29 protein-coding genes are annotated in these 23839 nt (G+C 50.8%); 18 read left to right on the forward strand and 11 right to left on the reverse strand.

Annotated elements, in window-relative coordinates; all coding sequences use genetic code 11:
- From M2298_RS04435 to M2298_RS04465, 7 genes are all read left to right on the forward strand, one after another.
- Positions 1–1044, forward strand: coding sequence for a hypothetical protein (locus M2298_RS04435; protein ID WP_242771873.1), 1044 nt, complete (start codon positions 1–3; stop codon positions 1042–1044).
- A gap of 552 nt (positions 1045–1596) precedes the next feature.
- Entirely contained in the window at positions 1597–2058 is a 462-nt protein-coding gene (locus tag M2298_RS04440) for a GNAT family N-acetyltransferase (RefSeq protein ID WP_280648266.1), read from the forward strand.
- Between the two features lie 288 nt (positions 2059–2346).
- On the forward strand, positions 2347–2934 hold the full coding sequence (locus M2298_RS04445; RefSeq protein WP_173595645.1) for a GNAT family N-acetyltransferase: 588 nt from the start codon (positions 2347–2349) through the stop codon (positions 2932–2934).
- A 440-nt stretch (positions 2935–3374) separates the two neighbouring features.
- A complete protein-coding gene (locus tag M2298_RS04450) occupies positions 3375–4028 on the forward strand; it encodes a hypothetical protein (RefSeq protein WP_242771867.1) in 654 nt (217 codons plus the stop codon).
- A 193-nt stretch (positions 4029–4221) separates the two neighbouring features.
- Positions 4222–4485: a hypothetical protein gene (locus M2298_RS04455; protein ID WP_280648267.1), complete on the forward strand. Its 264-nt coding sequence runs from the start codon at positions 4222–4224 to the stop codon at positions 4483–4485.
- 142 nt (positions 4486–4627) lie between these two features.
- The gene (locus M2298_RS04460; RefSeq protein WP_280648268.1) at positions 4628–5146 is read left to right on the forward strand and encodes a hypothetical protein; all 519 of its coding nucleotides are present in this window, start codon (positions 4628–4630) and stop codon (positions 5144–5146) included.
- 582 nt (positions 5147–5728) lie between these two features.
- Positions 5729–7651: an AraC family transcriptional regulator gene (locus tag M2298_RS04465; RefSeq protein ID WP_173599187.1), complete on the forward strand. Its 1923-nt coding sequence runs from the start codon at positions 5729–5731 to the stop codon at positions 7649–7651.
- 365 nt (positions 7652–8016) lie between these two features.
- Here M2298_RS04465 and M2298_RS04470 read toward each other — a convergent pair whose 3' ends face one another.
- Positions 8017–8802, reverse strand: coding sequence for a DUF817 domain-containing protein (locus tag M2298_RS04470; RefSeq protein ID WP_280648269.1), 786 nt, complete (start codon positions 8800–8802; stop codon positions 8017–8019).
- Positions 8803–9534: 732 nt separating this feature from the next.
- Here M2298_RS04470 and M2298_RS04475 point away from each other — a divergent pair.
- Positions 9535–10044 (forward strand): hypothetical protein, encoded by a 510-nt coding sequence (locus M2298_RS04475; protein WP_280648270.1) that lies wholly within the window; start codon positions 9535–9537, stop codon positions 10042–10044.
- Positions 10045–10184: 140 nt separating this feature from the next.
- On the opposite strand, the gene M2298_RS04480 is transcribed toward M2298_RS04475, so the two are convergent.
- Together M2298_RS04480 and M2298_RS04485 are read right to left on the reverse strand one after the other, a co-directional pair.
- Positions 10185–10598 carry a DUF4288 domain-containing protein gene (locus M2298_RS04480; protein WP_280648271.1) on the reverse strand — a complete coding sequence of 138 codons (414 nt, stop codon included), beginning with the start codon at positions 10596–10598 and terminating at the stop codon, positions 10185–10187.
- 144 nt (positions 10599–10742) lie between these two features.
- Positions 10743–11570: a sulfurtransferase gene (locus M2298_RS04485; RefSeq protein ID WP_280648272.1), complete on the reverse strand. Its 828-nt coding sequence runs from the start codon at positions 11568–11570 to the stop codon at positions 10743–10745.
- Positions 11571–11666: 96 nt separating this feature from the next.
- Here M2298_RS04485 and M2298_RS04490 point away from each other — a divergent pair, with 96 nt between their 5' ends.
- Positions 11667–12275: a DUF502 domain-containing protein gene (locus tag M2298_RS04490; protein WP_122965754.1), complete on the forward strand. Its 609-nt coding sequence runs from the start codon at positions 11667–11669 to the stop codon at positions 12273–12275.
- Between the two features lie 124 nt (positions 12276–12399).
- Here the strand turns inward: M2298_RS04490 and M2298_RS04495 are convergent, their stop codons facing one another.
- Positions 12400–12648 carry an OadG family protein gene (locus M2298_RS04495; protein ID WP_122965755.1) on the reverse strand — a complete coding sequence of 83 codons (249 nt, stop codon included), beginning with the start codon at positions 12646–12648 and terminating at the stop codon, positions 12400–12402.
- Between the two features lie 163 nt (positions 12649–12811).
- Entirely contained in the window at positions 12812–13255 is a 444-nt protein-coding gene (locus tag M2298_RS04500; RefSeq protein ID WP_122965756.1) for a DUF2621 domain-containing protein, read from the reverse strand.
- A 174-nt stretch (positions 13256–13429) separates the two neighbouring features.
- On the opposite strand from M2298_RS04500, the gene M2298_RS04505 reads away from it, so the two are divergent.
- The 3 genes from M2298_RS04505 (at position 13430) to M2298_RS04515 (ending at position 15438) form a co-directional block, all read left to right on the forward strand.
- Positions 13430–13804, forward strand: a complete 375-nt coding sequence (locus M2298_RS04505) for an ATPase (protein WP_122965757.1) — start codon at positions 13430–13432, stop codon at positions 13802–13804.
- A gap of 98 nt (positions 13805–13902) precedes the next feature.
- Positions 13903–14865: a tetratricopeptide repeat protein gene (locus M2298_RS04510; RefSeq protein WP_122965758.1), complete on the forward strand. Its 963-nt coding sequence runs from the start codon at positions 13903–13905 to the stop codon at positions 14863–14865.
- A gap of 183 nt (positions 14866–15048) precedes the next feature.
- Positions 15049–15438 carry a VOC family protein gene (locus tag M2298_RS04515; RefSeq protein WP_122965759.1) on the forward strand — a complete coding sequence of 130 codons (390 nt, stop codon included), beginning with the start codon at positions 15049–15051 and terminating at the stop codon, positions 15436–15438.
- 27 nt (positions 15439–15465) lie between these two features.
- Here the strand turns inward: M2298_RS04515 and M2298_RS04520 are convergent, their stop codons facing one another.
- The 4 genes from M2298_RS04520 to M2298_RS04535 form a co-directional block, all read right to left on the reverse strand.
- Positions 15466–15963: an 8-oxo-dGTP diphosphatase gene (locus M2298_RS04520; RefSeq protein ID WP_122965760.1), complete on the reverse strand. Its 498-nt coding sequence runs from the start codon at positions 15961–15963 to the stop codon at positions 15466–15468.
- Positions 15964–16095: 132 nt separating this feature from the next.
- The gene (locus M2298_RS04525; protein WP_122965761.1) at positions 16096–16902 is read right to left on the reverse strand and encodes an ABC transporter permease; all 807 of its coding nucleotides are present in this window, start codon (positions 16900–16902) and stop codon (positions 16096–16098) included.
- A complete protein-coding gene (locus tag M2298_RS04530; protein ID WP_122965762.1) occupies positions 16883–17686 on the reverse strand; it encodes an ABC transporter ATP-binding protein in 804 nt (267 codons plus the stop codon). The genes M2298_RS04525 and M2298_RS04530 overlap by 20 nt, the downstream gene beginning before the upstream one ends.
- Before the next feature lie 6 nt (positions 17687–17692).
- Positions 17693–18685, reverse strand: coding sequence for an ABC transporter substrate-binding protein (locus M2298_RS04535; RefSeq protein WP_242771848.1), 993 nt, complete (start codon positions 18683–18685; stop codon positions 17693–17695).
- A gap of 130 nt (positions 18686–18815) precedes the next feature.
- Between M2298_RS04535 and rnz the strand changes: the two genes are divergently transcribed.
- The 3 genes from rnz to M2298_RS04550 all read left to right on the forward strand — a co-directional run bounded on the left by rnz (position 18816) and on the right by M2298_RS04550 (position 20748).
- Complete coding sequence (gene rnz, locus M2298_RS04540) at positions 18816–19793, forward strand: ribonuclease Z (protein WP_242771845.1); 978 nt, start codon at positions 18816–18818, stop codon at positions 19791–19793.
- A gap of 121 nt (positions 19794–19914) precedes the next feature.
- On the forward strand, positions 19915–20526 hold the full coding sequence (locus M2298_RS04545; RefSeq protein WP_217364905.1) for a YczE/YyaS/YitT family protein: 612 nt from the start codon (positions 19915–19917) through the stop codon (positions 20524–20526).
- Between the two features lie 132 nt (positions 20527–20658).
- Entirely contained in the window at positions 20659–20748 is a 90-nt protein-coding gene (locus M2298_RS04550) for a YjcZ family sporulation protein (RefSeq protein WP_122965765.1), read from the forward strand.
- An 84-nt stretch (positions 20749–20832) separates the two neighbouring features.
- Here M2298_RS04550 and M2298_RS04555 read toward each other — a convergent pair whose 3' ends face one another.
- On the reverse strand, positions 20833–21072 hold the full coding sequence (locus M2298_RS04555) for a stage VI sporulation protein F (RefSeq protein WP_063230750.1): 240 nt from the start codon (positions 21070–21072) through the stop codon (positions 20833–20835).
- Positions 21073–21264: 192 nt separating this feature from the next.
- On the opposite strand from M2298_RS04555, the gene M2298_RS04560 reads away from it, so the two are divergent.
- Positions 21265–22212 (forward strand): S8 family peptidase, encoded by a 948-nt coding sequence (locus tag M2298_RS04560; protein WP_280648273.1) that lies wholly within the window; start codon positions 21265–21267, stop codon positions 22210–22212.
- A gap of 107 nt (positions 22213–22319) precedes the next feature.
- On the opposite strand, the gene M2298_RS04565 is transcribed toward M2298_RS04560, so the two are convergent.
- The gene (locus M2298_RS04565; RefSeq protein WP_063230752.1) at positions 22320–22634 is read right to left on the reverse strand and encodes a hypothetical protein; all 315 of its coding nucleotides are present in this window, start codon (positions 22632–22634) and stop codon (positions 22320–22322) included.
- An 83-nt stretch (positions 22635–22717) separates the two neighbouring features.
- Here M2298_RS04565 and M2298_RS04570 point away from each other — a divergent pair, with 83 nt between their 5' ends.
- On the forward strand, positions 22718–23182 hold the full coding sequence (locus M2298_RS04570; protein ID WP_122965767.1) for a YaiI/YqxD family protein: 465 nt from the start codon (positions 22718–22720) through the stop codon (positions 23180–23182).
- Positions 23169–23834, forward strand: coding sequence for a phosphatase PAP2 family protein (locus M2298_RS04575; RefSeq protein WP_122965768.1), 666 nt, complete (start codon positions 23169–23171; stop codon positions 23832–23834). The genes M2298_RS04570 and M2298_RS04575 overlap by 14 nt, the downstream gene beginning before the upstream one ends.
- The last annotated feature ends 5 nt before the right edge of the window (positions 23835–23839 follow it).

Genomic DNA, 23839 nt, shown 5'->3' on the forward strand with positions numbered 1-23839 from the left:
ATGGAAAAACCATCGCTTTGGTGGAATTATATGTCTGGTGCTGCACGGTATCTTCAGGATACCGTGGCGGCCACCAGTAACTATCGCGTTATAGTGCTTGAAGAGCCACCTTACAAGGAGGACTTTTTTCATCTGCTCAAGGAAAGGTTGCTGCAATGTGACAGCAGTCTCCAAATCGGACAAATTCGGGCTGACGAATGGGCGCAAGATATGGATGTCGGAGAGGCACTAATGAATGATTACGCACATCAGGTTGAATATCATCCTATGGATGGAACTCGATCTGAATATATTGCAAAAAATGATTTGCTTTCAGGTCGCGTACTGATGGTGCGAGAGATGAATTGCCGAACAAAATGGATTGATTTTGCAATTGAATATGCAAAGTTTAGCTCACAGCGGAATGGTCTGCTTGTCTTGACATACAGTGTCACCTCTCCATTGCCAACCGCCCGCAAAGGGATGAAATTGTTGCAATGGAGCGACTACGTGGCACATTATGATATGCAACTGTTCGCTTCCTATTGCATTGCTGAAAGACCCGGACTTACTGTAGGGCTACGCAACTATATTACGCAGATCGCCTCAAGAATGGCCGGAACTGATCCAGAGCTGTGCAGCAAATTAACTGTTGAAGGGGTGGTGAATAATGCTTTTGAGTTACTGCGCGAGCTGGCTTCTGATTATGAGACGGCGAGAGATCTTGTAGATAATCCAGAGAAGGTGTCCTCTATAATTTGGGAGGCGCAGATTCATGTTGTCTTTCCAATTATTGAGGAAATGCGTCGCTACTTTATTAAACGTTACAGTGATGAGTTGCAAGGCGAGTTGCCGCAACGAGACAATTTTGAGAAATTACTTGAACTCCCGCAAGATATGGAGCTGCGTCATATGTGGTACTATTACTTTAAAACTAATGGCTTCCACAATTCAAATGATGAGCGCTCCTTTCGATTGCTATATGAGGCACGCAATCAATTAGCACATTTGGATCTACTAAATAGCAAAATGATAGTAGATATCCTTTCACTGCAATATGATTAATGTGCATTAATTTCTAGCCCCCTTTTTACCGAGAACAATTGCTTGCCAGGCATTTTCGTAAAAAGGGGGATTTTATGTTTTGATTTGCTTTGCAGCTATCGACTTTTGAAATGATCGCATCATGTATTTCCTTGATTTTCCTTTTTTATTTTTTGATCTTTAACACTATGCATTTCTTTGTGAATTATTAGGAATGTTTACTGTGTCTAAAGAAAGTGAGTCTTTGGTTTTGGTGCAGTAGAGGACTTATATCTTCATAACTTGCTAAAGAGTAAAGAGGCTACTGGCATTGACCACTTGAAAACTTGATGAAGGCCTGAGCTAGTAAGTGGAAGGAGCGGCAAGCTGTTTGGCAAATTGGCACGCGAGCGAAGTCTGTTCATGCTGTCAAAATATGTCCATAATTTTCATAATGTGATATGATGAGCGGGCGATCATTTTTATGATAATGCCAAAAATGAAAAAGGAGATAAACACCAAGTGAAAGACAAACGAATTACGACAGACAGACTTTTGTTAACACCGTTTACCAAAAGCAGTGCGGAGTAGATCTTGCAAGGAAACTTCGATGAGCTTCTAGCAGACGGCTATCGTCTGGGAGATGGCTGGCCGGATGAAGATGCAATCGAAACCTTGCCAAAGATCATTAAAAATCTGGAGCTTGTCGGCGAACCAACAGGTTTTGAATCATGGATGATCGTAAAACAAGACGGCAACACCATTATCGGAGATGCTGGTTTTAAGGGAAGACCAAATGATCAGGGCGAAGTCGATATCGGCTATGGGATTATTGGAAATGAACGCAAGAAAGGCTTTGCGGTGGAAGCTGCCAGAGGGTTGGTTCATTGGGCATTTTCCCAACCAGAGGTAAAGGCGATCGCGGCCAGATGCCGCATAGATAATGCTGACTCTGCGAAAATTTTGGGGAAACTGAATTTTCAAGAGAAGTTGAGAGACGAAGAAATGATTGGTTGGTCGTTGACGAGAGAGGATGTGGAGATTGTTTCGGAGTAGAGGATTCCTTCTATTAACGCTGCATTTGTGCGCCCTTTTGTCTGCCAGAGGCATCTTTCAGCAAGACAATTCGGGCGGCCCCCTGCGAGGCGAAATATTGACGATCCCAGTTGCTACGCTCTATCAATGAAGCTATTTCCCCAAAAAACAGCACATCCACGCCATTAAAACCAAGTAATTCTATGTGAAATATTGGTTCTGATAGATGCATCAGATGGAGGCTGGCTCTGTGATCGGTATTGGTTGAAGTCTGTTCAGCAAAAAAGCTCTGAAAGGATGAGATTTGGGATGAATATGACAACCCCATTGGTGCTAACTGGTGTCAATGTAACGCTGGCTCCTCTGGAACTGAGGCATGCCGAGGATTTGTATGAGGCAGGTCGGTTCCCGGATATATGGGGGCTGACACAAGGGCGAATCCAGTCACTGGAAGACGCAAAAGAGTATGTCTCGAAAGCTTTGGAACAAAAGAATGCCTTTCCGTTTGTTATCGTCGAACAAAAGACGCAAAAGGCAGTAGGCAGCACCAGATTTTACGATATCTCTATTCCAAACAAAAGCCTGGAGATTGGCTCGACCTGGCTGACTCCTGCGATGTGGAGGACTTCCATCAATACGGAAGCCAAATACTTGCTGTTAAAATATTGCTTTGAAACGGCGGGAGCCATTCGAGTTCAACTGAAAACGGACAGTCGGAATGTCAGGTCCCAAAAAGCAATTGAGCGGCTTGGCGCAGTCAAAGAGGGCGTTTTGCGAAACCATATGATTTTGCCTGACGGGTATGTAAGAGACACGATTTACTACAGCATACTCGACAGGGAGTGGCCAGCCGTCAAGGCGCGGCTTGAGGGATTTTTAAAGTCATACATTGATTAGTACATGCAGTTGCTTTTCGCTTTTCGTGTAACGAACAGACTTGGTTTGTTTAGGAAAAGCGATGTCAGTGTAAGGACAATCGAGCATTCATGCTGGCGACCTGCAATAGGAAAAGCCCAGCGATATAAAGGCGTAGAGAGAGTTTTCCTGGTGCAAACGGGGGGACTCTTTTTTGTATGGGATGTGGAATATGGCCTAGCCTGGTAAATGAGTCGGCAACGCCTATTGATGATGTCGAAGTTTCTGACCGGGTGGGTTGCACGAAACAAGTATGAACAACAAACCTTTGCCAAATTCATTTCCAACATTCAGGTGAAGGTAGACTCAGCACGAATGTTCCTTAATAATGGAAATATCAGACAACCGAGAGTCTGCTTTTAGGCGATGAGCATGTAGCAGCAATGTACTGCAATGGCAAAAAAGTGCGAGGAGGCAAACCCGTGGGCAGATCGTTCGCAAATTTGCATATCAAGTCGGGAAGTTTTGAGAAGGCTGTCGAGACGCTAAAAAAGCTAAGCGAAGAGCGCGCCGAGGTATTAGGTTATTCATCTACGCAAAATGAAGCGGCTGCGGATGTTTCAGAGCGGTCTGTTGGCGAATGGAAAAGTAATCAGCCAGACACGGAGGCGCAAAAGCCCAAAGTTGTCATGCACATAAGCAAAAGCAACGACAACTGGATCAGCGTGCTCCACGATTATTTTGTCTGGGGCACGGTGAAGAAGATCGGCAAAGCGCTGTCCCAGCTGATCGAGGAACCAGTAATGACCGCCGGATACATCAATGAGGAAATATTCGAGTTGTCGTTTTACGAGAACGGAGAGATTCAAGCGGAAAAAATCTTTTGTGAACCGTGGACGCGGGACGAGTACGGGCTGAAAGAAGAGCGTCTTCATGATGACTACATGCGAGAAGCGTTGGGGATGCGTGTGGAGGATTTTGATTCGTTCATCAAGCTGACAAGTCCGGAACAGGCCGCAGACAAGCTGTCGCAACTCACAGGGATACCGATCTGGAGTGATTCGGAGTGGCTGCCGTACGAAGAGAAGCTCAGAGATCAGTTTGGGCAATATGAATTTCGGATCGAAAATGCATGAGTGGTATAGGCGCGGTGCTTATTTTAGACGAAGCGTAGCGTGTATGCTGGTAAAACAGGAATGGCTTACGACCTCTGGGGCAACATCTTTAAACATGTCCAATTGGAGAGGATAACTGGGGATAAAAGTGCACCATTTTGGTCGTGAGATAGCAATCAGGCAAGTCTCACTAGATATTGTCAGGGAGGCATGCATGAATCTAACGTTTTCATTGGATACACACGGACCCTGTATAGGCCAGATGCTAGATGAGCTGTTGCTGTTGGAAAAGGCAACAAAAACTTGGGAATTTCCGTATGACATCCATTTTGTATGGCGGGTTTTGCCTGAAAGTTACGGTCGAAAAACGTTCAGGCGCTTTGACAGCAAGGATCGTGTGCTGGATTTGGACATCAGCATCATTTACGAGCAGTATCAACGGATAGGAGCAGTGCGCCAGATTGACTGGTTACTTTAAGAGTGTTCTTGCCTGCGAACCATAAAAAATAATTGATCAAGTACACTTTCAAGTTTCTTGGACCTTGGGCTTCCACGGCTGTAGTTCAATTTGATTAGAGAATCATCCACTATTTTCCGCAGCGGGAGGAGTTGTTTCACCTATGAAGTCAAACAATGATTATAAAAAGCAGGTTGAAGAAGAACATGGGAAATCGCTCAGAGAAATAATGTACGAATATTGTGTAGAGAAGAATCTGATCCCAGCTGAAATAAGTAGCATTTTAAACGTGCCTAAAAAAACTATTATTCAATGGAAAAACCATTTTCGATTTGGCCCTTTGCAAAGAGAGGCTGATTTATCAATTGCAAGACGTAAAGAAGTTATAGCTGATTATACTAGCGACTTGAAGAACGTTGATTTTAATCGAGATTTTATTAATAAAGACTATTCTTTGGAAGGGTTTAAAGAATTGATTGAACGATTTCTTGAACTGGAGAAACACAAGAGGACGTTGATAAGTTCAAGTGGTTTGGCAGATATGTCAGCTATGATCAGAATAGAAGGCTTGAAAGAGATGTTAAATTATTTAAAAGCCTATGAAGAACGTGAACTATATGAAAGATATAAACGAGAAGTGAAATATTTAGAATTAGTAAAAGAGGGTATCAAAGAGTTTTGAGGGGTATTCCTGAGTGGTATCGTTTAACGCTGTACCCACGATGCGTCAATTACATTTCATAGTCTGCCAGAAGAGTAAAGCTTGTAACGTCTGGCCATGTCACAACTGATTCCCGATCCATTTAAAAGACAAGGGTTATTGAAAACAAAAAGCGTTATCGTCGAAAAGCATCTGAATAGGAGTTATTTGCTTCAATAATGGATGCAGCAATAAAAGCAACGTCACCTAGGGAGAGGGGCAGGCGCCTCTCTTTTTGACTTCCGTTGCCGAAACAATCAAGCAAGGTTGAATCACGTCCCAAGTAGCCCAAAGGTTGTGATACGGACAAAATTTGTCAATTTCATCATTGAAAAAAATCGAACGGCAGTCCAGGAGATTACTCGCGCTTCATTGCCAGCGCAGCACCTTTCATCCAATCACTCCAAACCGTTATCCCCAAACCCCCCACCTGGAATTTTCCACATGTTGCTCCCCCCAACAAATTCCCTTATAATACCGATGTGTTTTCCCGATAATCATTCTCATAAAAATTAAAACAAATCAACGCTGTTCATTTCACGCAAAACAGGCAGGGGTGCTCGGATGAAGGAAGAGGAAAAGAAGAAAATCCATGATTGGTTCGCGCATTGGACGCATGCGGCTGTTCAGGTGATCGACGTTCGGCATTTTGTGTTGCAGGCGCAAGAGTCGTGGAACAGCTACCGGCTTCCGGCCTCCAGTTATTTATACGCTTGCAAGGGACAGGCTACGGTGCGGCTGGATGGACGCGAATATGCGGCGGATCGCTTTTTGTTGCTTCACGGCGGCAAAGGAATGGTGCTCGACGTGAAGCTGACGGATGAGCTGTTCGTCTTTTATTTGATCTTGTACAAAGCCAAAATGATGCTGCCGCGCTCCGTCGACCAAGCTCTGTTGAGCAATGGCGGGGAAGAGCCGTTTCATCTGCCGTATGCGCTCGTGCCGCATGAGCCGACCAAACTGTATCATCTCGTCGCGACGATGGCCCGCGAATGGGCAGCACAGGAGCGGCTTCGGGCAAAAGGCACGTTTTTGCAATTCGTCCATGAGGTCATGCAGCAGCTTCTGCGGCACGGGTTTCAACAAGAACAAGAGCCGCTCGCCAAACAGGTCGTTCGCTATTTGGAGGAGCATTATACCGAGAGAATTTCGCTGGAGAGCCTCGCGGAGCATTTTTGTTACAGTGCCAGATATTTGACTCGACTGGTCAAGGAAGAGACGGGCCACAGCCCGATCGACTATGTGATCTCGCTACGGATGGAAAAGGCGAAGGAACTGCTTTCCCAGACAGATGCGACGATGCAAGAGGTGGCGGCTTCTGTCGGGTACCACGACGTGCTCTATTTCAGTCGGCTGTTCAAAAAGCATACGGGCATGACACCCACCAGCTTTTCCGGACATGCCCCAGGTCCAGATCGTCTATATGGAAAGCCCGGATTGTGTATTGTGGACGCGCATAGGGAAAGCTATAGTGTTAACGATAATCGTTATCAGCGAAGCTTTGGGGGGAGCATCCACATGAACAAAAAATCGACGCGCCACATGGCAACTCTTTTCATGGTCAGTCTAGCACTGTTCGTGAGCGCGTGCTCCGGTACAGCCAGCCCGACACCACAGACAGGGAGCGTGCAGGAGCAAACTGGCGCGACACAGCGCGAGTTGACCGATGGCATGGGCAACAAGGTTACGGTGCCGTCACATCCGCAACGCATTATTGCGACCTACCTGGAAGATCATCTGGTGGCACTCGGAGTCAAGCCGGTTGCCCAATGGTCGGTAGGGAAGGGCGATGTTCAAGGATATTTGCAAAAAGACTTGGCCGGTATTCCGGCAATCCCGCATGATTTGCCGCCAGAAGTGGTCATGAGCTACAATCCGGATCTGATCATCATGGACAATGAAGACCTCGTAGCGGGAGACAAGTACAGCCAGTACGCCAAAATATCGCCGACATATACGATCGGAAAAGAGAAAAACAGCGATTGGCGCAAAGAGCTGCTGGTCGTGGGGGAAGTGTTGAACAAGAGCGAAGAGGCGAAAAAAGTGCTCGCGGACTACGATGCCTACGTCGCGGAATCGAAACAAAAGCTCAAGCAGGCGATCGGCGACAAAACGGCTGCGGCCCTGTGGGTGACATCCAAAAACATTTATGTAGCGCGCCAAGATTTGTCCAGTGGCGATGTGCTGTATAAAGACCTCGGGTTTACGGTGCCAGCCGTCGTCCAGGAGATTTCCAAATCCGGCGACGCGAACTGGAACGCTCTGTCTCAAGAGAAGCTGGCTCAGATGGATGCGGACTACTTGTTCATCGTGAACAGCAAAGGCGCTTCCAAGGATGAATTTTTGAAGGAGCCGGTTTGGGCGAACATCCCTGCCGTTCAAAAAGGGCAGGTCTACGATTTCTCCACAGAGTCCAGCTGGCTGTACACGGGAGTTATCGCCAATCGGCAAATGATCGAGAACGTGCTGGAAAATGTGGTGAAGTAAGCCAGTTCAAAACCCAAACCTTGTGCACGCGGCAGGCGAGCGGGGGTTTGGGTTTTTTTGTTGCAAGGTGGACGCAGGTCAAAAATGGACGAGGCTTCATCAACTGTCAACTGGGGCGGGGAACGCTCATGGCTTGGAACCTGATCGACGTTTTGCCGCAAGCGGAGCTTTTTGACGGATGGACCGCCGAACAGACAAAGCAGCAGGAAAAGTTTCATGCCTTTCATGACAAAAGACAACGAGGTTGTCGTTGTCTTTTTCTGAGCATACATTTCGCCATTTTCATAAAAAAACAGGTGAGCAGTTGCGGTCGCCCAAATGAACATGGGCTTGTTACTGCCATTTACGCTTATGAGCTTCCCGTTTTAGCGATCGGGCTTCCCGCCACCCCGCCTAGCCTTCACATGCTTCAACTCCGCCACAATGATGAAGCTGACGATCACGAGCAAAAACCACGAGCTGATTTTGCTCAGATGGACCAGCTCCCAGCCTGAGCGCTGGTTCGGGTACGCCCAGGCGCCGAAAAACGTGGCGATGTTTTCTGCGATCCAGATGAAAAAGCCGATCAGAAAGTAGCCGAGCGGGACGGGCATGGAAAAACGCTCATGGGTGACGCGGAAGTAGACCTTCGAGCGCCAGAACACGACGAACATGAGCACCATCAGCACCCAGCGAAGATCCCAGATGTAATGATGGGTGAAAAAATTCAAGTAGATCGCCGCACCGAGCGAAGTGACCAAAAACGGCCGCGGCCAGTTTGTCAGACTGACGTCCAGCCGTCGCCACGCCTGGCACAAATAGCTCGCCACGCTCGCGTACATGAATCCGCTGTAGAGCGGGACGCCAAACACTTTGCTGTACCCTTCTTCCGGATAGCTCCACGAGCCCATGTGCACTTTGTAAATTTCCAGGCACAGTCCGATCAGGTGAAAAACCGTGATGACCTTCAACTCGTCCCGCGACTCCAGTCCGCTTTTCACCATGAACACCTGGAAGGCCAGACAGAGCAGCAAAAGCAGGTCGTATCTGGGCAGGCCAGGGATGGCGACGCACTTGGAGATCGCGAGCGAGGCGAAGATGAACACGGGAAACAGACAAGACATGGCCTCCTGGTATCCGAAGTGGAGCAGGAGGCGGATAAATCGGATCATGATGTGACTCCTTCGGCAGTTGTAGCGTCTTTGGCGACAGGCAGATCGTTGGAACGCCCGTCGCTCCAGCTTCTTATTCTCCCATGAAACCAAATGCTTGAATAGTACCTAAACAAACATGCGGGGATGATCGTGCGGGCGCAATGCGAATTGCGAATGTCAGAGGAACGATAGAAGCGAACCCACCACTCTTTTTGACGCGCGGGCTGAAGGCCAATGTGCGCTTTGTTGATTAACCTCAGAAACCTCAAGCTTATCCCCTTGTATGATGCGCGGCATCCCTTCGCGAACAAAATGCGATCCCTAACCCGGGAATCAGCACGCGTATAGCCCACCTCCTTTAAACCTTCAATCAATGTTTAAACTTCGCGACGGATGTTGCTTGCAGCACAAGGCTGACTTCCGCAAAACCTTACCATTTGCATAAATATAGTACGATTAAGGAGGTCGATTGATTTCACTTAGCACAGTATTTCTTTGGGCGTGGAGGGTGGTAGCGTGTCAACCAATCGGGAGAGCGTAACAATTCCTATTTTCCCTTGCAGATCGATAGACGAACAGTTGGAGTTTTATCAGGCGCTAGGTTTTGAACTGACTTACAGGCAAGCCAAGCCAAACTTATACGCTTGCGTCCGTCACCGAATTGTGGAATTGCATTTTTTTGTATGGAAGCAATTGGACCCATCCAACTCGTACAGCATGTGCTATGTACACGTCCGCGATGTGGATGCCGTGCACAAAGAGTTTTGTGAAAACTTGAAAAATGCGTATGGCAAGGTTCCTTCCAGAGGTTTTCCGAGAATTACCAAACCGAATAATCTCGCGGAAGACCGCCGATTTAACCTCATCGACCCTGCCGGAAACCGCTTGTTAATCGGTCAGAAGCATGCATCTGCCGCGCCAGTCCAAACTGAGCAAACCGTGATGGCGCAGCCGTCCAGGTTTGCCAATGCGTTCGAAACGGCATATCGATTGGCGTATGCCAAAGACGAACCCGCAGAGGCGGCCAAGGTACTGGATCTTGTATTTTCAAAAGCAGAAGAAGCTTCGGCAAGCCTGCGCTACAAAGCTTATGTGCTGCGAGCCGATATCGCGGCCTCAATGGACGAGATAAATCTCGCGCGGGTTTTGATGCAGGAGGCAGAGCAATTATCGCTGTCTGGTCAAGAGCGGGAAGAGGTGGTGGAGGCAACAAAAAGGTTGCTTGAACTGAAAGGGGCTTTCGGGCACGGTCATTCTTGACGGGATAGGACCAGTGCAATTGTAGCTCCCGCGGACTTTGTTTTCCAGAAAAAACCAGCGCGCTACGGTCGAACACCGTCTCACGCTGGTTGCTCAGGCAATCCATATTAACAGGAGTTACGGTTACTGCTTTGCATTTTCTACTCAGAATCGCCGTCTTCATCTAAAACTTCTGGGTAATAGCGCTTGATGACATCACTAGCTGAAGTCTCTTGACCAACATGGATAAATCTTGAATAAATTTCAGTTCCAATCGTGATTTCATCATCATTTAGCTCAAATGCATGCAGCTGTCTTACAAACTGATGCTTAACTGTTTCACCAAAGCTATTCAAAGACTCATGTTCAGCCTTTTTGGCAAACTTTTCCGCAATTTCAATGGCCTTTTCCATATTCGTATCTTTTGCGAGAATAATACTTTCTTCAAAAAGTTTCATGTTGTTCTCAGCATTGACTTCATTTTTTGGCTGATCGGAACCTCCAGAGTGAACCGATTCAAATAAGACTTTGACTGCATACCATTTTGTTTGGGGCGGTTTAGAATTTGTCTCCATAATTTCACCCTTACACCTTTAATTTTTGCTGAATCTCCTGTTTTAGCATCTGCCTCCAAAACGCCAAAAAAGCCGTAACAGGCCGCATACCGCTAACCTGTTACAGCCCTACTATCGCGTCTAACTGTCTTCCTAGTAAAACTCTTACTCTTCCCCCGTAGCAACCGGATTATCGCTGTACGAAACCCAGTCGCTCCAGCTTCCTGCGTACAGTTTCGCATCTGTGCGGCCAGCCTGGTGCAGGGCGAGCAGGTTGGAGCAAGCGGTCACGCCTGAGCCGCAGTAGACGATGATTTCTTGTTCGGCGAAGTCAGCGATGCGATTGCGAAGCTGCTCGGCTGGTAGCATGGTCATGTCTGCTTGGAGGTTGTCCTTGTAAAAGAAGTGGCGGGCGCCGGGGATATGTCCTGCTTTCGGATCGAGCGGCTCTTGCTCGCCGCGATAGCGTTCGCCTGCGCGGGAGTCGAGCAGCACCGCTTCCGGCTCGCGATTTTTTACGCCTTCGACGCTGACCAGCATGTCCGGGCGCAGTTGCGGGACGAAAGTACGTGCTTGCGGCGTCGGCACTTCCGCAGTTACTTCGTAGCCAGCTTTTTTCCAGGCTGCGTATCCGCCATCGAGCACAGCGACACGATCGTGACCGAGGTAGCGCAATAGCCACCAAAGGCGTCCCGCCATCGCCATTTCCTGGTCGTCGTAAGCAATGACGGTTGTGTGCTCATCGATTCCAGCCTGGGAAAAGAGCGCGGCGAGGGCAGCCGGATCAGGAAGAGGATGGCGTCCGCCGTGTTCCTGTTTCGGGCCGGACAAGTCGCGATTCAGATGAAAATAGAGCGCTCCCGGGATGTGGTCTGTTGCGTACTCTTCGGCTCCTTGTTCGGAAGCGGAAAGGGCAAAGCGGCAATCGGCGATAACAATTCGTTCGTCGTTCCTATGATCGCGGAGCCATTGTGGCGTGACAAGTGCTTGCATCGTTCACCCTGCTTTCTGATTTTTCTTCATCATAGCAGATGGCTATCCGATGGGGTACAATATTTCTAAAAAGTGTTGGCAGAGAGGGGCAACGGAATGAAGCGTGTTATCCGCTACTTTTTGGAAGGATTGCTGTACGTCATCCCACTGGCTGTGACGATCTATATTTTGTACTACATTTTTGCGACGGTCGACAGCTGGTTTTACAACCTGGCCCGCAACAATTTCCCTCTGCACTTCCCGGGCATAGGCGTGCTGATCACGATTGTGGGGATTACGGTTGTCGGATTTCTCGCGTCGAATGTGCTGACTCGCGGGGTGCTGTCCATCGTGGACAGACTGTTTGAAAAAGTGCCATTCATCAAGCTGATCTACACCTCGATCAAAGATTTGATCGGCGCCTTTGTCGGGGATAAAAAAAGCTTCGACAAACCTGTTTTGGTCACATTGTCCAAAGACACTGGGGCGAAAGTCATCGGCTTCATCACAAAAGAAAGCATGGATACATACGGGCTTGCCGATCACGTCGCCGTCTACCTTCCGCAGTCGTACAACTTTGCTGGCAATCTGCTGCTTTTTCCAAGCGAGCAAGTACAACCGCTGGACATGGACAGCGCGGACGTCATGGCTTTTCTCGTGTCCGGTGGAGTATCGGGAAAGAAGACGGCTGCCAAGGCGGAAAACGAAGCAGCCGGGCAGGGATAAGGCAGTTTTTCAGCCAAGCATGCGCCGCCTCTATCCAAACAAGCATCCGCAGACGCTATGCAGAACGTACAAAGGGCAGCCAGACTTTAGACAAGTCGGGCTGCCCTGATTTTTGGCGAGAGGATCAACTGCTGAAAAAACCGCTGTGGCTGGAGTGTTTGCGACGACGATAGTAGTGATGTCCGTACGACTTGTGACCGAACTTCCACAACGGCCCGCGATGTCGGTAATCGCTGCTGCTGTACTTGCGATAGCCGTGTCCGCCCATTTTCCAGATGAATTTGGCTCCTTTTTTCAGCAGGACGATCACAATAATGATCGCGGCGAGGAACAGCACGAAACCGATCGCCAAAATGGTAAGTATGACTGACATCAACATCGTCTCCTTTTGTCCAACCTGGTTTTCGCGAAAAGGGTGTGGTGCAAGCTTCACGCGTTTTCGCGGGCCGGTTATCCGTATAAGTTATGTTACGGACGGGAAGACAAGAAGTTTCAAGCGAAGAGAACGAGCCTTCGGGCATGAGCGTGCAAGCTGTTTAGCCCTCCGCGTTCAAATATTTTTCGTACGGCGTGTAGTCAATCTGCTTGGATTGCAAATGGGCGATGAGCCATTTGTGGTCGCGTTTGGGGGTAGCCACGATATAGCCTTTGACGATCAGGTCGGTGGTGATTACGGTCGCCTTCTCTTCAAGGGCGATCTGCCCGATTTTGGCTGCGATCGAACGTCTGGCTACATCACGGAACAACTGCGGAACCGGGTCGACCAGTTCGTTGAGAAGCACCAGGCCGTCTTCCGTCCACATTGCGCGCGTTTTGTCGATGTAATAGTCCTGCCAGTCGAGATCGGACTTGCCGTCCTTTTTGGGCATGGACTTGAGGAACTTGCGAAACATGAAGTAGCCGCCAATCCCCATCAGTCCTACAAGCACAATCGTCCAGCCAACAATGAACAGGGAAAACCCTGTAGACATTTCATTCATTTGCGAACACCTCGTAACCGTAATCCATAAAAAAGCCTGTATAGGTAAAGTGTACCTTATTTTCGTGTACGCAACAAACTTTTTGTGCTTTTGCCCATCGCGAGGGTTTTCTCTTCCCAAGTACACATACAATTTAGTATGATTAGAATTAATCTTTATTGGGAGTGGACGCTCATGTTCAAGCTTGGACAACGCGTCGTCATTGTTGCCGACTCCTTCGAGCAAGGTTTGCCGATTGGCGAATACGGGTATTTGATCGCGCGCGACCGCAACCCGGACAGTGCGTTTGCATGGGTCATTCGCATACCCAAAATAGATAAGCACATTCCTGTGGTGGAAGAGGACATCGCCCTGGAAGAACAATTGCTGGAGGAGGAAGCGCAGCGCGTCTCGCAGGAAGCCTTGCTTGATTACGCTTTGGCTACCCGCAACGAGGCTCTCTTCAGGCAACTGATGGGCATGTCGGATGCAGATGAGGCAAATGACGAACCAGCGAAGGAATCAATGGAGGATTTTATCCGTAAAGTAAACCTGAAAGCCTGGATATAACCAATCGCGGTTTTCCTTTTGGGGAAAATCGTTCTTCTTTGCAAGACAGGGCTTGTCCCTTGATACTATTGTGAAGGAAATGAAAGCGAGGCTGTTTCATGTCTGAATTTGTGACGTTTACCAATGAATTTGGCCATACGATCGAGATGTCCAGAGAGGACTATCAGAAAAAAGTGATTCCGCACAATCTGGATATGTATTGGGACCAAAAGGAAAAGCTTCGTGACTTCGCGATGGAGTTGGTGAAGGAGCAATTTCACGAGCAAGCGGCGATTGCGGCGGACAGGCTGCTCGAATTGTACGGGCCGATCGAGTCCGCGCTCATTTTCCGTGCAGTCGTTCACATGCAGGCGAGAGAATTTGAGAGAGCGAAAACGATTTTGAACGATTGCCTGGAACGATTCCCGGCGTCGGGAACGGCTTGTACCAACCTGGCGAAAATTTACGCGTATGAAGGGGAAGAGGACAAAGCGTTCGAAATCCTGAATACCGGACTGCACAAAGATCCGAACCAGGAAAACGGACTGAACATGTACGTGGAAAGCTTTTTGCAAAATGGCAAGCGCGAGGAGCTGAGAACCCGATTGGAAGCGCTCTCCGTCAAGGAGGGAGCGTGGAGACCGCAGCTGCACTTGGCGCGTCTTGCTCTGACCGAGACCGACCTCCTGAACGCGATGAAGTGGTACACGATTGCCATCGAGGGGGCGAAAGACCGCTTTGAAGTGGTCATGACGGTAACGGGCGAGCTGGGCCAGGCAGGCTATGTCTATCAGCTGATCCAGATTTGCGAAAAGTTTTGGACGCCGCAGTTCCCGTATCCGTATGCGGGCTTCAACTACGCCAACGCTTTGCTGGCTACCGACCAAAAGGAGCGGGCGATTGCGATGCTGCGCAACATGCAGGATCATTTGCCGGACAACTACAAGCCGATGGTCGATCATTTCCTCGCACGGGTGCCTGGCGCGCTGGAAGCAGAAGAAGCAGCGAAGCAAAAAGTGGAAGCAGGCAACCACGCTGGCGATCAGACGGAGAAAAAGAGCTGGTGGAAGTTCTGGAAGTAAGATGAGACGCGTACATAACGCCCGGCATGCGATTGGTCGGGCGTTTTTTCTATGCGTATGCGGATAAAAAGGCTATGCCGGACCGGAAAGCGATTAGAATTGTGCTTAGGCTTGAAGCAAGGAAGCGGCTTTCACGTGTTTTCACGATAAAAGACAGGTAGCTGGGGCAAAGGAGGCTGGGCGATGCTGCATCATGTCGAGTTGTACGTCACAGATTTGAAGCGGTCCGCGGAATTTTGGGGCTGGCTGTTGGAGCAGCAGCTAGGCTATGAACGCTACCAGCAATGGGCGAGCGGGGTCAGTTGGAAGCATGGCAACACGTATCTGGTGTTCGTGCAGGCGGAGGAGCGGTTTCGCGATGTGCCGTATCACCGCTGTCGCGTCGGATTGAATCATCTCGCTTTTCACGCGCGCAGCCGGGAGCAGGTGGAGTCGATTCGCGAGGAACTGCGGCGGCGAGGCGTGCCGCTGCTCTACGAGGATCGCCATCCACATGCGGGCGGCCCGGAACATTACGCGCTGTTTTGCGAAGACCCGGATCGGATCAAGGTGGAGATCGTAGCGCCGGAGTAAGTAAACAGGCGGCACGTCCCGGACGGCTTACCCGAGCTGCTTGATTTTCTCGGCAATCGGTTCTTGTTTTTCTTCATCCCAGACGATGGAGATTTCAAATGTTCCCGGCTCGAAAAAGAGCGGGAAACGACGACGAAACCACGGTTGCATCGGCACCTGGTCAATCTCGTCGAGCGAAATCCAATGCAGCTCTCCCTCGGGAGGATGTGTCAACAGCTCGCCTTCAAAGCGGGTTGCCAAATAGTTGAAAACGATGTAGCGAAAGCCTGTCGCCGGGACGACATACTCATCCACGCCCTTGAAGGCAAGGTCTGTGACGCGAAGCCCTGTTTCTTCATACACTTCGCGAATGGCCGCTTCCGTCAGGCTCTCGGGAAAATCCACCTTGCCACCGGGGGCGATGTAGCCGGGGAAGCCTTTGGAACTGGGGCGATTGAGCAAAAGTACCCTGTCGCCGTCGCGGATCATGCACATAGTCATCAACTGATAAGTAAGAGCGGGAGCTTGTACATCTGATGTACCCATAAATGATTTTCCTGCTTTCTGGACTTTTTTGACCATAAGTATAGCACAGCTTTTGCACCGCAAAACGTCTGTCAGTCAAAACACAGCGCGACCATCCCCGGACGATGGTCGCGCTGTGTTGCGAAAAGGCATCTATTTAAACTGGCTGGTGAGCCGCCGTTCCAAAAACGCCACGCCTTGGTACATCAAGGTGGCGACGACCGCGATGATGGCGAGACTCATCATGACCAGGGTAAAATTGAACACTTGAAATCCATAGATGATCAGATAGCCCAAGCCTTGTTGGGAAACGAGAAACTCCCCGACGATGACTCCGACCCAGGAGAGGCCGACGTTTACTTTCAGCGTGGCGAGCAAGGTCGGGAAGGTGGCGGGGAGGATGACCAGGCGGAAAATGTGCCGTTTGTTGCCGCCGAGCGTCTGCACGACTTTGACGTAGTTTTGGTTGACTTCGCGAAAGCCGGAGTAGACGTTGATCGTGGTAATGATGATGGAGATCGCGCAGCCCATGGCGATGACGGACATGAGTCCGGGGCCGAAGCCGACGATGAAAACAGGGCCGAGCGCGACTTTTGGCATGCTGTTGGCGATGACCAGGTACGGATCGAGGACGCGGGAGAGAAAGGGCGACCACCAGATGAGCGTTGCGATCACAGCCCCGAGCAACGTTCCGAGCAAAAAGCCGATAATCGTCTCCCAGACGGTCATGCCGACGTGCGGCAGCAGGCTTCCGTCGAGCAGCTGCGACCAGAATTGCGCCCAAATTTTCGACGGGTAGCTGAAAATAAGCGCATTGATCGTGTTGGTGCGCGCAAGCACTTCCCACAGGGCGAGAAACAGCAGAAACAGCATGCATTGGGTGAAAAACACCCAGTAGCGGTTTTTTGCTTCCTGCTTCAAATAGTGGCGATGGATGCTTTCAATTTCCTTTTGCTGCATCAGATACTACCTCCATCTCCTTCCAGACGCGATGGAACAGGTCCTGGAAGCCATCCTGATTTCTGGCGTCGAAGGGCAGGGAGTCGCGGATGGCGGGCGGGATTGCGATTTCGCTGCTGACGCGGCCAGGGTTGCGCGAAAAGATGTAGATGCGGTCTCCCATGGCGATCGACTCCGACAAATCGTGCGTGACCAGGATGGCGGTTTTTTTGTGTCTGCGCAGCGTCGAGAAGATCAAGTCTTCCAGTTTCAGCTTCGTCTGGTAGTCCAGTGCGGAAAAAGGTTCGTCTAAAAGCAGCACGTCAGGCTGGCAAGCCAGGGTGCGAACGAGCGCGACACGCTGCCTCATGCCGCCGGACAGCTGCATGGGCGAAGCTTTGCGCACGTCAGACAGCTCCATTTCATCGAGCAGATGCAAGGCGTATTGCTCTGTCTCCCTGGAGCGGATTCCCTGGATGTCCAGGCCGAGAAAGACGTTGTCTTCGATCGAGCGCCAGTTGAACAAGTAATCTTGCTGAAGCATGTAGCCGACCTGGCGGGAAGTTCCGCGAACGGGTGTCCCATCAATGGACACTTTTCCCGCAGTCGGCAATTCCAGTCCCGCCATGAGCGAGAGCAATGTCGTCTTGCCACAACCACTAGGGCCAACCATACAGATGAACTCGCCTTCCTCCACGCGCAGGTTGATGTCCTGGACCGCCATGAACGCCCTGGTTGTGGATAAATAGAGGTGGGTCACGTGGGAAAGTTCAATCTTGGCTGGCGCAGAAGGAGTCTGGTTCATGACGGATTAATTCCCTTCCTTGGATTGTTTGGCGAAGGTGGTGTTGACCAGCTTGCTGTAATCGGCCCGTTGTTTCAGTTCGCCAGCGGCATCCATGATGTCTTGCAGCTGATTCCATTCCGCTTCGTCCAGGATCGGATCGGTGGCGTAAGAGCCTTGCTCCAGATAGCGTTGCACGGCTTTTTCCAGGATGGTCGGATCGATCTGTTCAAAATATTTGCCGATGACCGCAGCCGTCTCCTTGGCGCTGTGGCTTGCAACCCACTGTTGCCCTTTGTAGATCGCATTGGTAAACTTTTGGATAGTTGCCGCATTGCTGTCGATATTGCTTTGCTTCGTCATGTAGACGGTGTAGGGAACGGTGCCGCTTTCCTTGCCGAAGGAGGCGACGACATGCCCGATCCCTTCCTGCTCAAACCGCGACGCTTCCGGTTCGAACAGTTGAACGTACTCGCCTGTGCCTGAAGCGAAAGAAGAAGCGATATTTTTAAATTCGATATTCTGAATCAGCTCCAGGTCGGACTGCGGATTGATTTGATGTTTTTTCAGGACATACTCTCCGACCATTTGCGGCATTCCTCCTTTGCGCTGACCGAGGAAGACGCTGCCTTTCAGCTGGTCAAACGAAAACTGGTCGGGTTTGTTGCGGGCGACGAGGAAGGTGCCGTCCGTCTGGGTCAACTGGGCGAAGTTGACGACGACGTCTGCTGCTCCTTGCTGGGAGACGTAAATACTCGTCTCCGAGCCGACGAGCGCTACGTCGATCCCGCCAGACAAGAGCGCCGACATGACCTTGTCGCCGCCGGGAATAGTGGAAAGCTCCACATCGAGCCCCTCTTCCTTGAAAAAGCCTTTTTCCAGCGCGACGTATTGGGGGGCGTAAAAAAGCGAGCGGGTTACTTCGCCAATTCTTATTTTTTCAGGAGTGCTGGAGCAGCCGGCCAAAACGGCGATCAGAGCCAGACAGGCAGCCAGCCCCAGCGCGAAAAATCGTTTCATTATCAGGAGTACCTCCTTGCTAGGCTGTTGTTTGTTGTAAGGTATGCGCCCAGACAAAAAAGGGTGAATGCCTACAGCTGGTGACAGGCACGCTTGCGGGAAGCTCTGCACAAAGAGAGGGGCAATCATTGTGATTGTGACATTTTTAGGTACGGGATCAGGAGCGCCCACCACGCGCCGCAACGTGAGCGGAATCGGGCTTCGCTTTTTGCAGGCAGGAAAATGGTGGCTGTTTGACTGTGGGGAAGGTACGCAGCATCAGCTTTTGCGCTCTCCCATGAAAATCAGTCAGCTGGACAAAATTTTCATTACGCATTTGCATGGCGACCACTTGTACGGCTTGATCGGGTTGCTCGCTTCCCGCTCGCTGCGCAATGGCGAAGCATCGCCGCTCACGCTTTACGGACCGCCGGGGATTGACCGCTATTTTCGGGCGATCATGGATGTAAGTCCGGTGCATTTGCAATATCCGCTGGAGCTGAAAGTGGTCAGCGAAGGCGTCATTTACGAGGATGAGGAAGTCGTCGTTTCGTGCCGGAAAGCGAACCATCGGGTGACGTCTTTTGCCTACGGCGTCCTGGAAAAAGACAAACCGGGAGCTTTTCTCGTCGAGCGAGCGAAAGAGGCGGGAGTTCCGTCCGGGCCGCTCTTCGGAGCCTTGAAGCGCGGCGAGCAGGTGACGCTTGCCGACGGTCGCGTGCTGGATGGCAAAGATTTTGTCGGAGCGCCGCAGCAAGGCCGCAAAATCGTCTTCAGCGGCGACACGGAGCCGTGCCAAAGCGTCGAGGAGCTTGCGGCGAATGCCGACTTGCTCGTGCACGAAGCCACGTATGCCGATCACGACAAGGAGCTGGCGGTGCGCAGCGGACACTCCACGGCGAAAGAAGCGGCTGAGCTGGCGAAGCGTGCAGGTGTAAAAGCGCTTTGCCTGACCCATTTCAGTCCGCGCTACGAGGATGAGGACGGCGACTTTTCCATGGATGATCTGTTAAAAGAGGCGCAGGCGATCTTTCCCATGACGACGCTCGCCGAAGACTTGGGCAGCGTCGAAGTGAAGCGAGTGCGAAAAACGGTGGGAGAAACCGATCTTCCTTGTTATAATGAATAAATTATGAACGCATGGATGTGAGACTTCACCATTCAGTGAGAGAAAAATGGCAACGGGAGAGGAAAGGTGAACGACGGTGTCCGGTACACGGGTCAGCAAGTCGATTGCCGTGCGCTACGCCATGTTTGTGCTCGGATTGTTCATCGGGGCATTCGGCTGCGTGCTCGCGATCAAGGCGAATCTCGGGGTGGCGCCCTGGGATACGTTTCACATCGGCTTGCAAAAAACATTTGGTTTAACCATTGGCATCTGGTCGCAGATCGTCGGCGTAGTGGTCATTTTGTCGTCCTATCTGGTAGCCAAAATCAAGCCGACCTTTGGCATGTTTCTGAACATGATCTGCTTCGGAAGCTTCCTGGACTTGATTTTATGGCTCAACATCGTGCCGGAGTTCGAGTCATTCTGGCTGCGCTTGCTGGTGTTTTTGCTCGGCGTAGTCGTCATGACCATCGGCATCGGCATGTACTTGTCTCCGCGCCTGGGGGCAGGGCCGCGCGACAGCTTCATGCTTGCCATGAACGAGCGGTTGGGCTGGAGCATTCAAAAGGTTCGGCTGATTATCGAAGTAACAGTGTTGATTGCCGGGGCGGCGCTGGGTGGCCCGGTGTCGATCGGAACGGTGCTCATTGCCGTTTTGACGGGGCCGATGATTCAGCGGACGATTCCTTTTTGGCAGTCGGTTATGAAAAAACAGTATGGCCTGATGGAGCCAATCGAGCGTCGCGCGAGTTGATCTGACGCGGTTTTCCCTCACAGCAGCTACACTCTTATCCTGAAAAATGGGCAATGTCTGGGCGAGCGTCCAATCAAGATTGGCTATTCGCACATACATTATGATTAGTTGCTGACAAAGGAGGGAAAGCGAATGAGTCTGTTCAACGGAGGATTCGACGATTTTGCTTTGATTCTGGTGTTGTTCGTATTGCTGACAATCGTTGCTTGCGCTTGCGACTAACGAGGTAACACACCGACCGCAAAAAGGTTGGCAATAGCAAAAGGGAGAGCGTAACTGCTCTCCCTTTTTGCTGTTTCGCTCGCCTTAGTCGAGCTTTTCATGAACCTGTTTTTTGACACTGGAGATTTGTTTGTCGGACAGTTTGACGCCTACGGCTTTGCTGACTTTTTTAATCAGATCGCCGAGCTTCTTGTCGTCCTTCAAATCTTTTTTCGTGATTCCTTTCGCCAACGACTTGATGTCGCTCATTTTCCATTTTTTCTTGCTTTTCTTGTTGATTTTTTTCAAGAGATCGCCTGTGCCTTTGCCCTTCTTTTTACCCATACAGCACTCTCTCCTCTCAAGATTGGCTTTGAGCCTGCCCTAAGCAGTTATATGGGAGAAGGCATCTGTTTGCTTGGACAGATGGACTGGGGGAATCGCCTATTTTGGCGGGCGGTGTGCAGATGCCCAAGCAGACAGAGGCAGATACGACATAGGATGTGGCAACGCTGTGCATGACAGGAGGCTAGTGGGTTGAAAATCATCAGCTTTCAGCGGGAGACGTCCTTTCACGACATCCTGAGCGATTTGCAGAAAAAAGTGATGACCAAAACAGAGAGACTTCCTTGGCGATGCTTCGATGACTGGGCTTGCCTGTGCATCAAGGACAACATATACGAGCAGCACTGCGAGCATTTTCGCAGGTATCAAGCCATGGTGGAAGAGAATGTGACCGTAAGCGTCCATGCCCAAGCACAAACAGTAACACAAACAGAGGGCGAAGACGAAATCCCGTGGGGCGTCCGCTATGTCGGCGCGCAAAAGCTGTGGCGAAAAGGCCGGGGCGAAGGGGTGAAGGTGGCGGTCATTGATACGGGGATTTCCCGCGACCATTTTGACTTGAAGGATCGGATCAAAGGGGGCGTCCATTTTGTGCGCGGCAAGCAAAACGGACATGGGACGCATGTAGCCGGAATCATTGTGGCCGAGATGAACCAGCGCGGAATCGTCGGTGTCTCTCCCGAGGCGCATCTGTACGACGTACGCGCCTTCGACCACGAGGGCAAAGCGTCGCTGTCGACGATTTTGCAGGCATTGCACTGGTCGATTGCCAACAAAATGGACGTGATCAACATGAGCTTCGGCATGCCGCAATATAGCGAGGCGTTGGCGCGAGCTGTGGAAAAGGCGAAAGAGCACGGCATCGTCATGGTAGCCTCGGCGGGAAACAGCGGGGGAGAGGTCGAGTACCCTGCCAAGTACAAAGGCGTTCTCGGAGTGAGCGCAATCGATCAGTCGGGCAGGCTGGCTTCGTTCAGCTCGCGCGGAAGGGGAGCGAATACGAAAGCGCCTGGTGTGGAAATTTTATCGACGTGGCCGGGCAACCAGTTTAAAAAGCTGAACGGCACCTCGATGGCAGCTCCACACGTCTCCGGGCTGATGGCGCTGGAAATCGGCCGCAAGCGGAACAAGGCAAAGTAGACGAAAGACAACGAAACGGAAAAAAGCTCCATGGCTTCTTGCAGCCACAGAGCTTTTTTTGTGGGAAAAACGTCTCGAATGTGTTCCTCGCCGTGTTGTTTCGAGGATTATTGATGAATTTTGGTGTCATGATCTTGCTGGACGCGAAACCATATATTAAGATCATTAATGACGCTCGCCAATTCATGAATTTCGCTGTTCAGCTCACAAGAGCGCGCGAAATTTTCCTCCTCGGACATCTGCTTGGTTTTCTCGATGATCACAGCTTCCACCCGGTGAATCCGATCGGGGATGGTTGCGCGAATTTCTTCCCACTCCATCAAAATGTCCGCACGTTCCGTATGTGAATACTCCTCCCATTGCATATCCAATGCAGGAAGGCGAATGCCTAAACGTTCATCGAAAGTAAAGTAATTGCGCAAAGGTAAGTTCACTCCTCTCCAGTTCCATCATACCAAAAATGAGCGGAATCGGGGAGAGAAAAGCGCTTGAAAGGAATGGTTGGATGCAAAAAGGACGCGTCCTGATCGATGCCGATGCTTGTCCGCGCCAGGCGCTGGTGATCGCGCAACAGTTGTGCAAGGAGTTCGGGTGGCAGTGCCTCACGTTTGCCAGCTACAATCATCAGATCGGTTCCGAGCATCACGTGACAGTCGATGCCGGCCCGCAGGCGGTCGACATGAAGCTCGCCAATGAAACCCGCCCGAATGATGTCGTCGTGACGCAAGATATTGGACTGGCGGCTCTGATTCTTGGCAAGCGTGCGCAGCCGCTGACGCCGCATGGCCTGATTTTTGAACCGGAACGGATGGCTTTTCATTTGGAGGAGCGAAACGAGAAAGCCCGCTTTCGTCGCGGGGGAGGAAGAACGCGCGGCCCTGCGGCCCGTACGCGTGAAGATGACCAGCGCTTTTTGACGGCACTGCGTTCATTGCTAGAGAGAGGAGAACAACAGGATGGGAACGAGTAAAGAAAGAGGATTGATTTTTTGCGGCATCGTGTTCGCGGTGCTGGGGGCATGGATGTTTCGCCAATACATAACCGGTCAGGTAGCGGGGATGGATCAGGCAGCCTTTTCGTTGGCAGCCGCTGTTCGCTCCGCTGGCTTGACGAGCTTTTTCCAGCTGCTTACCCACTTTGGGAACGCGACTTTCCTTGCGCCGTTTGGCGTCGTGCTGATCGTCGCCCTTTTCCTCAAAAAACGCAGGCTTGAGTCTGTCGTCATCCTGCTGTCGCTCGGGGTCAGTGAAGTCGTCAACGAGATTTTGAAGCTGATTTTTGCCCGTCCTCGACCAGTTGGCTTCAATCTGATCGATCTGCCGGATTCGTTTTCTTTCCCAAGCGGCCACGCCATGATCGCGCCCGGCTTTTACTTGATGCTCGCCTTGCTGATCGCCCGCTGGTACGAGGAAAAAAGTTGGTCGGCATACGTACAGCCTGTCGTGTTTGTCTTCGTTGTGCTGCTTGCCGCGAGCCGCGTGTACTTGGGCGTGCACTTTTTGAGCGATGTGCTGACCGGGTTTTGCCTGTCGATGTGCTGGTATTTCTGCGTTCGCTGGGGTTATGAAAAAAGGCTGGGGAGACGAGATGTCGTCGTCGGCCCCATACCGCAATCGCGCTAGTTGCG

The organism is Brevibacillus sp. 1238 (assembly GCF_029892995.1).
In the GTDB taxonomy this organism is placed as follows: Bacteria; Bacillota; Bacilli; order Brevibacillales; family Brevibacillaceae; genus Brevibacillus; species Brevibacillus parabrevis.

Excerpts from the sequence above, each read along its gene's own strand:
- M2298_RS04435 (WP_242771873.1), top strand. The coding sequence starts at position 1 with ATGGAAAAACCATCGCTTTGGTGGAATTATATGTCTGGTGCTGCACGG.
- M2298_RS04445 (WP_173595645.1), top strand. The coding sequence starts at position 2,347 with ATGAATATGACAACCCCATTGGTGCTAACTGGTGTCAATGTAACGCTG.
- M2298_RS04455 (WP_280648267.1), top strand. The coding sequence starts at position 4,222 with ATGAATCTAACGTTTTCATTGGATACACACGGACCCTGTATAGGCCAG.
- M2298_RS04460 (WP_280648268.1), top strand. The coding sequence starts at position 4,628 with ATGAAGTCAAACAATGATTATAAAAAGCAGGTTGAAGAAGAACATGGG.
- M2298_RS04465 (WP_173599187.1), top strand. The coding sequence starts at position 5,729 with ATGAAGGAAGAGGAAAAGAAGAAAATCCATGATTGGTTCGCGCATTGG.
- M2298_RS04470 (WP_280648269.1), bottom strand. The coding sequence starts at position 8,802 with ATGATCCGATTTATCCGCCTCCTGCTCCACTTCGGATACCAGGAGGCC.
- M2298_RS04480 (WP_280648271.1), bottom strand. The coding sequence starts at position 10,598 with ATGGAGACAAATTCTAAACCGCCCCAAACAAAATGGTATGCAGTCAAA.
- M2298_RS04485 (WP_280648272.1), bottom strand. The coding sequence starts at position 11,570 with ATGCAAGCACTTGTCACGCCACAATGGCTCCGCGATCATAGGAACGAC.
- M2298_RS04490 (WP_122965754.1), top strand. The coding sequence starts at position 11,667 with ATGAAGCGTGTTATCCGCTACTTTTTGGAAGGATTGCTGTACGTCATC.
- M2298_RS04495 (WP_122965755.1), bottom strand. The coding sequence starts at position 12,648 with ATGTCAGTCATACTTACCATTTTGGCGATCGGTTTCGTGCTGTTCCTC.
- M2298_RS04500 (WP_122965756.1), bottom strand. The coding sequence starts at position 13,255 with ATGAATGAAATGTCTACAGGGTTTTCCCTGTTCATTGTTGGCTGGACG.
- M2298_RS04505 (WP_122965757.1), top strand. The coding sequence starts at position 13,430 with ATGTTCAAGCTTGGACAACGCGTCGTCATTGTTGCCGACTCCTTCGAG.
- M2298_RS04510 (WP_122965758.1), top strand. The coding sequence starts at position 13,903 with ATGTCTGAATTTGTGACGTTTACCAATGAATTTGGCCATACGATCGAG.
- M2298_RS04515 (WP_122965759.1), top strand. The coding sequence starts at position 15,049 with ATGCTGCATCATGTCGAGTTGTACGTCACAGATTTGAAGCGGTCCGCG.
- M2298_RS04520 (WP_122965760.1), bottom strand. The coding sequence starts at position 15,963 with ATGGGTACATCAGATGTACAAGCTCCCGCTCTTACTTATCAGTTGATG.
- M2298_RS04525 (WP_122965761.1), bottom strand. The coding sequence starts at position 16,902 with ATGCAGCAAAAGGAAATTGAAAGCATCCATCGCCACTATTTGAAGCAG.
- M2298_RS04530 (WP_122965762.1), bottom strand. The coding sequence starts at position 17,686 with ATGAACCAGACTCCTTCTGCGCCAGCCAAGATTGAACTTTCCCACGTG.
- M2298_RS04535 (WP_242771848.1), bottom strand. The coding sequence starts at position 18,685 with ATGAAACGATTTTTCGCGCTGGGGCTGGCTGCCTGTCTGGCTCTGATC.
- M2298_RS04545 (WP_217364905.1), top strand. The coding sequence starts at position 19,915 with ATGTTTGTGCTCGGATTGTTCATCGGGGCATTCGGCTGCGTGCTCGCG.
- M2298_RS04550 (WP_122965765.1), top strand. The coding sequence starts at position 20,659 with ATGAGTCTGTTCAACGGAGGATTCGACGATTTTGCTTTGATTCTGGTG.
- M2298_RS04555 (WP_063230750.1), bottom strand. The coding sequence starts at position 21,072 with ATGGGTAAAAAGAAGGGCAAAGGCACAGGCGATCTCTTGAAAAAAATC.
- M2298_RS04570 (WP_122965767.1), top strand. The coding sequence starts at position 22,718 with ATGCAAAAAGGACGCGTCCTGATCGATGCCGATGCTTGTCCGCGCCAG.
- M2298_RS04575 (WP_122965768.1), top strand. The coding sequence starts at position 23,169 with ATGGGAACGAGTAAAGAAAGAGGATTGATTTTTTGCGGCATCGTGTTC.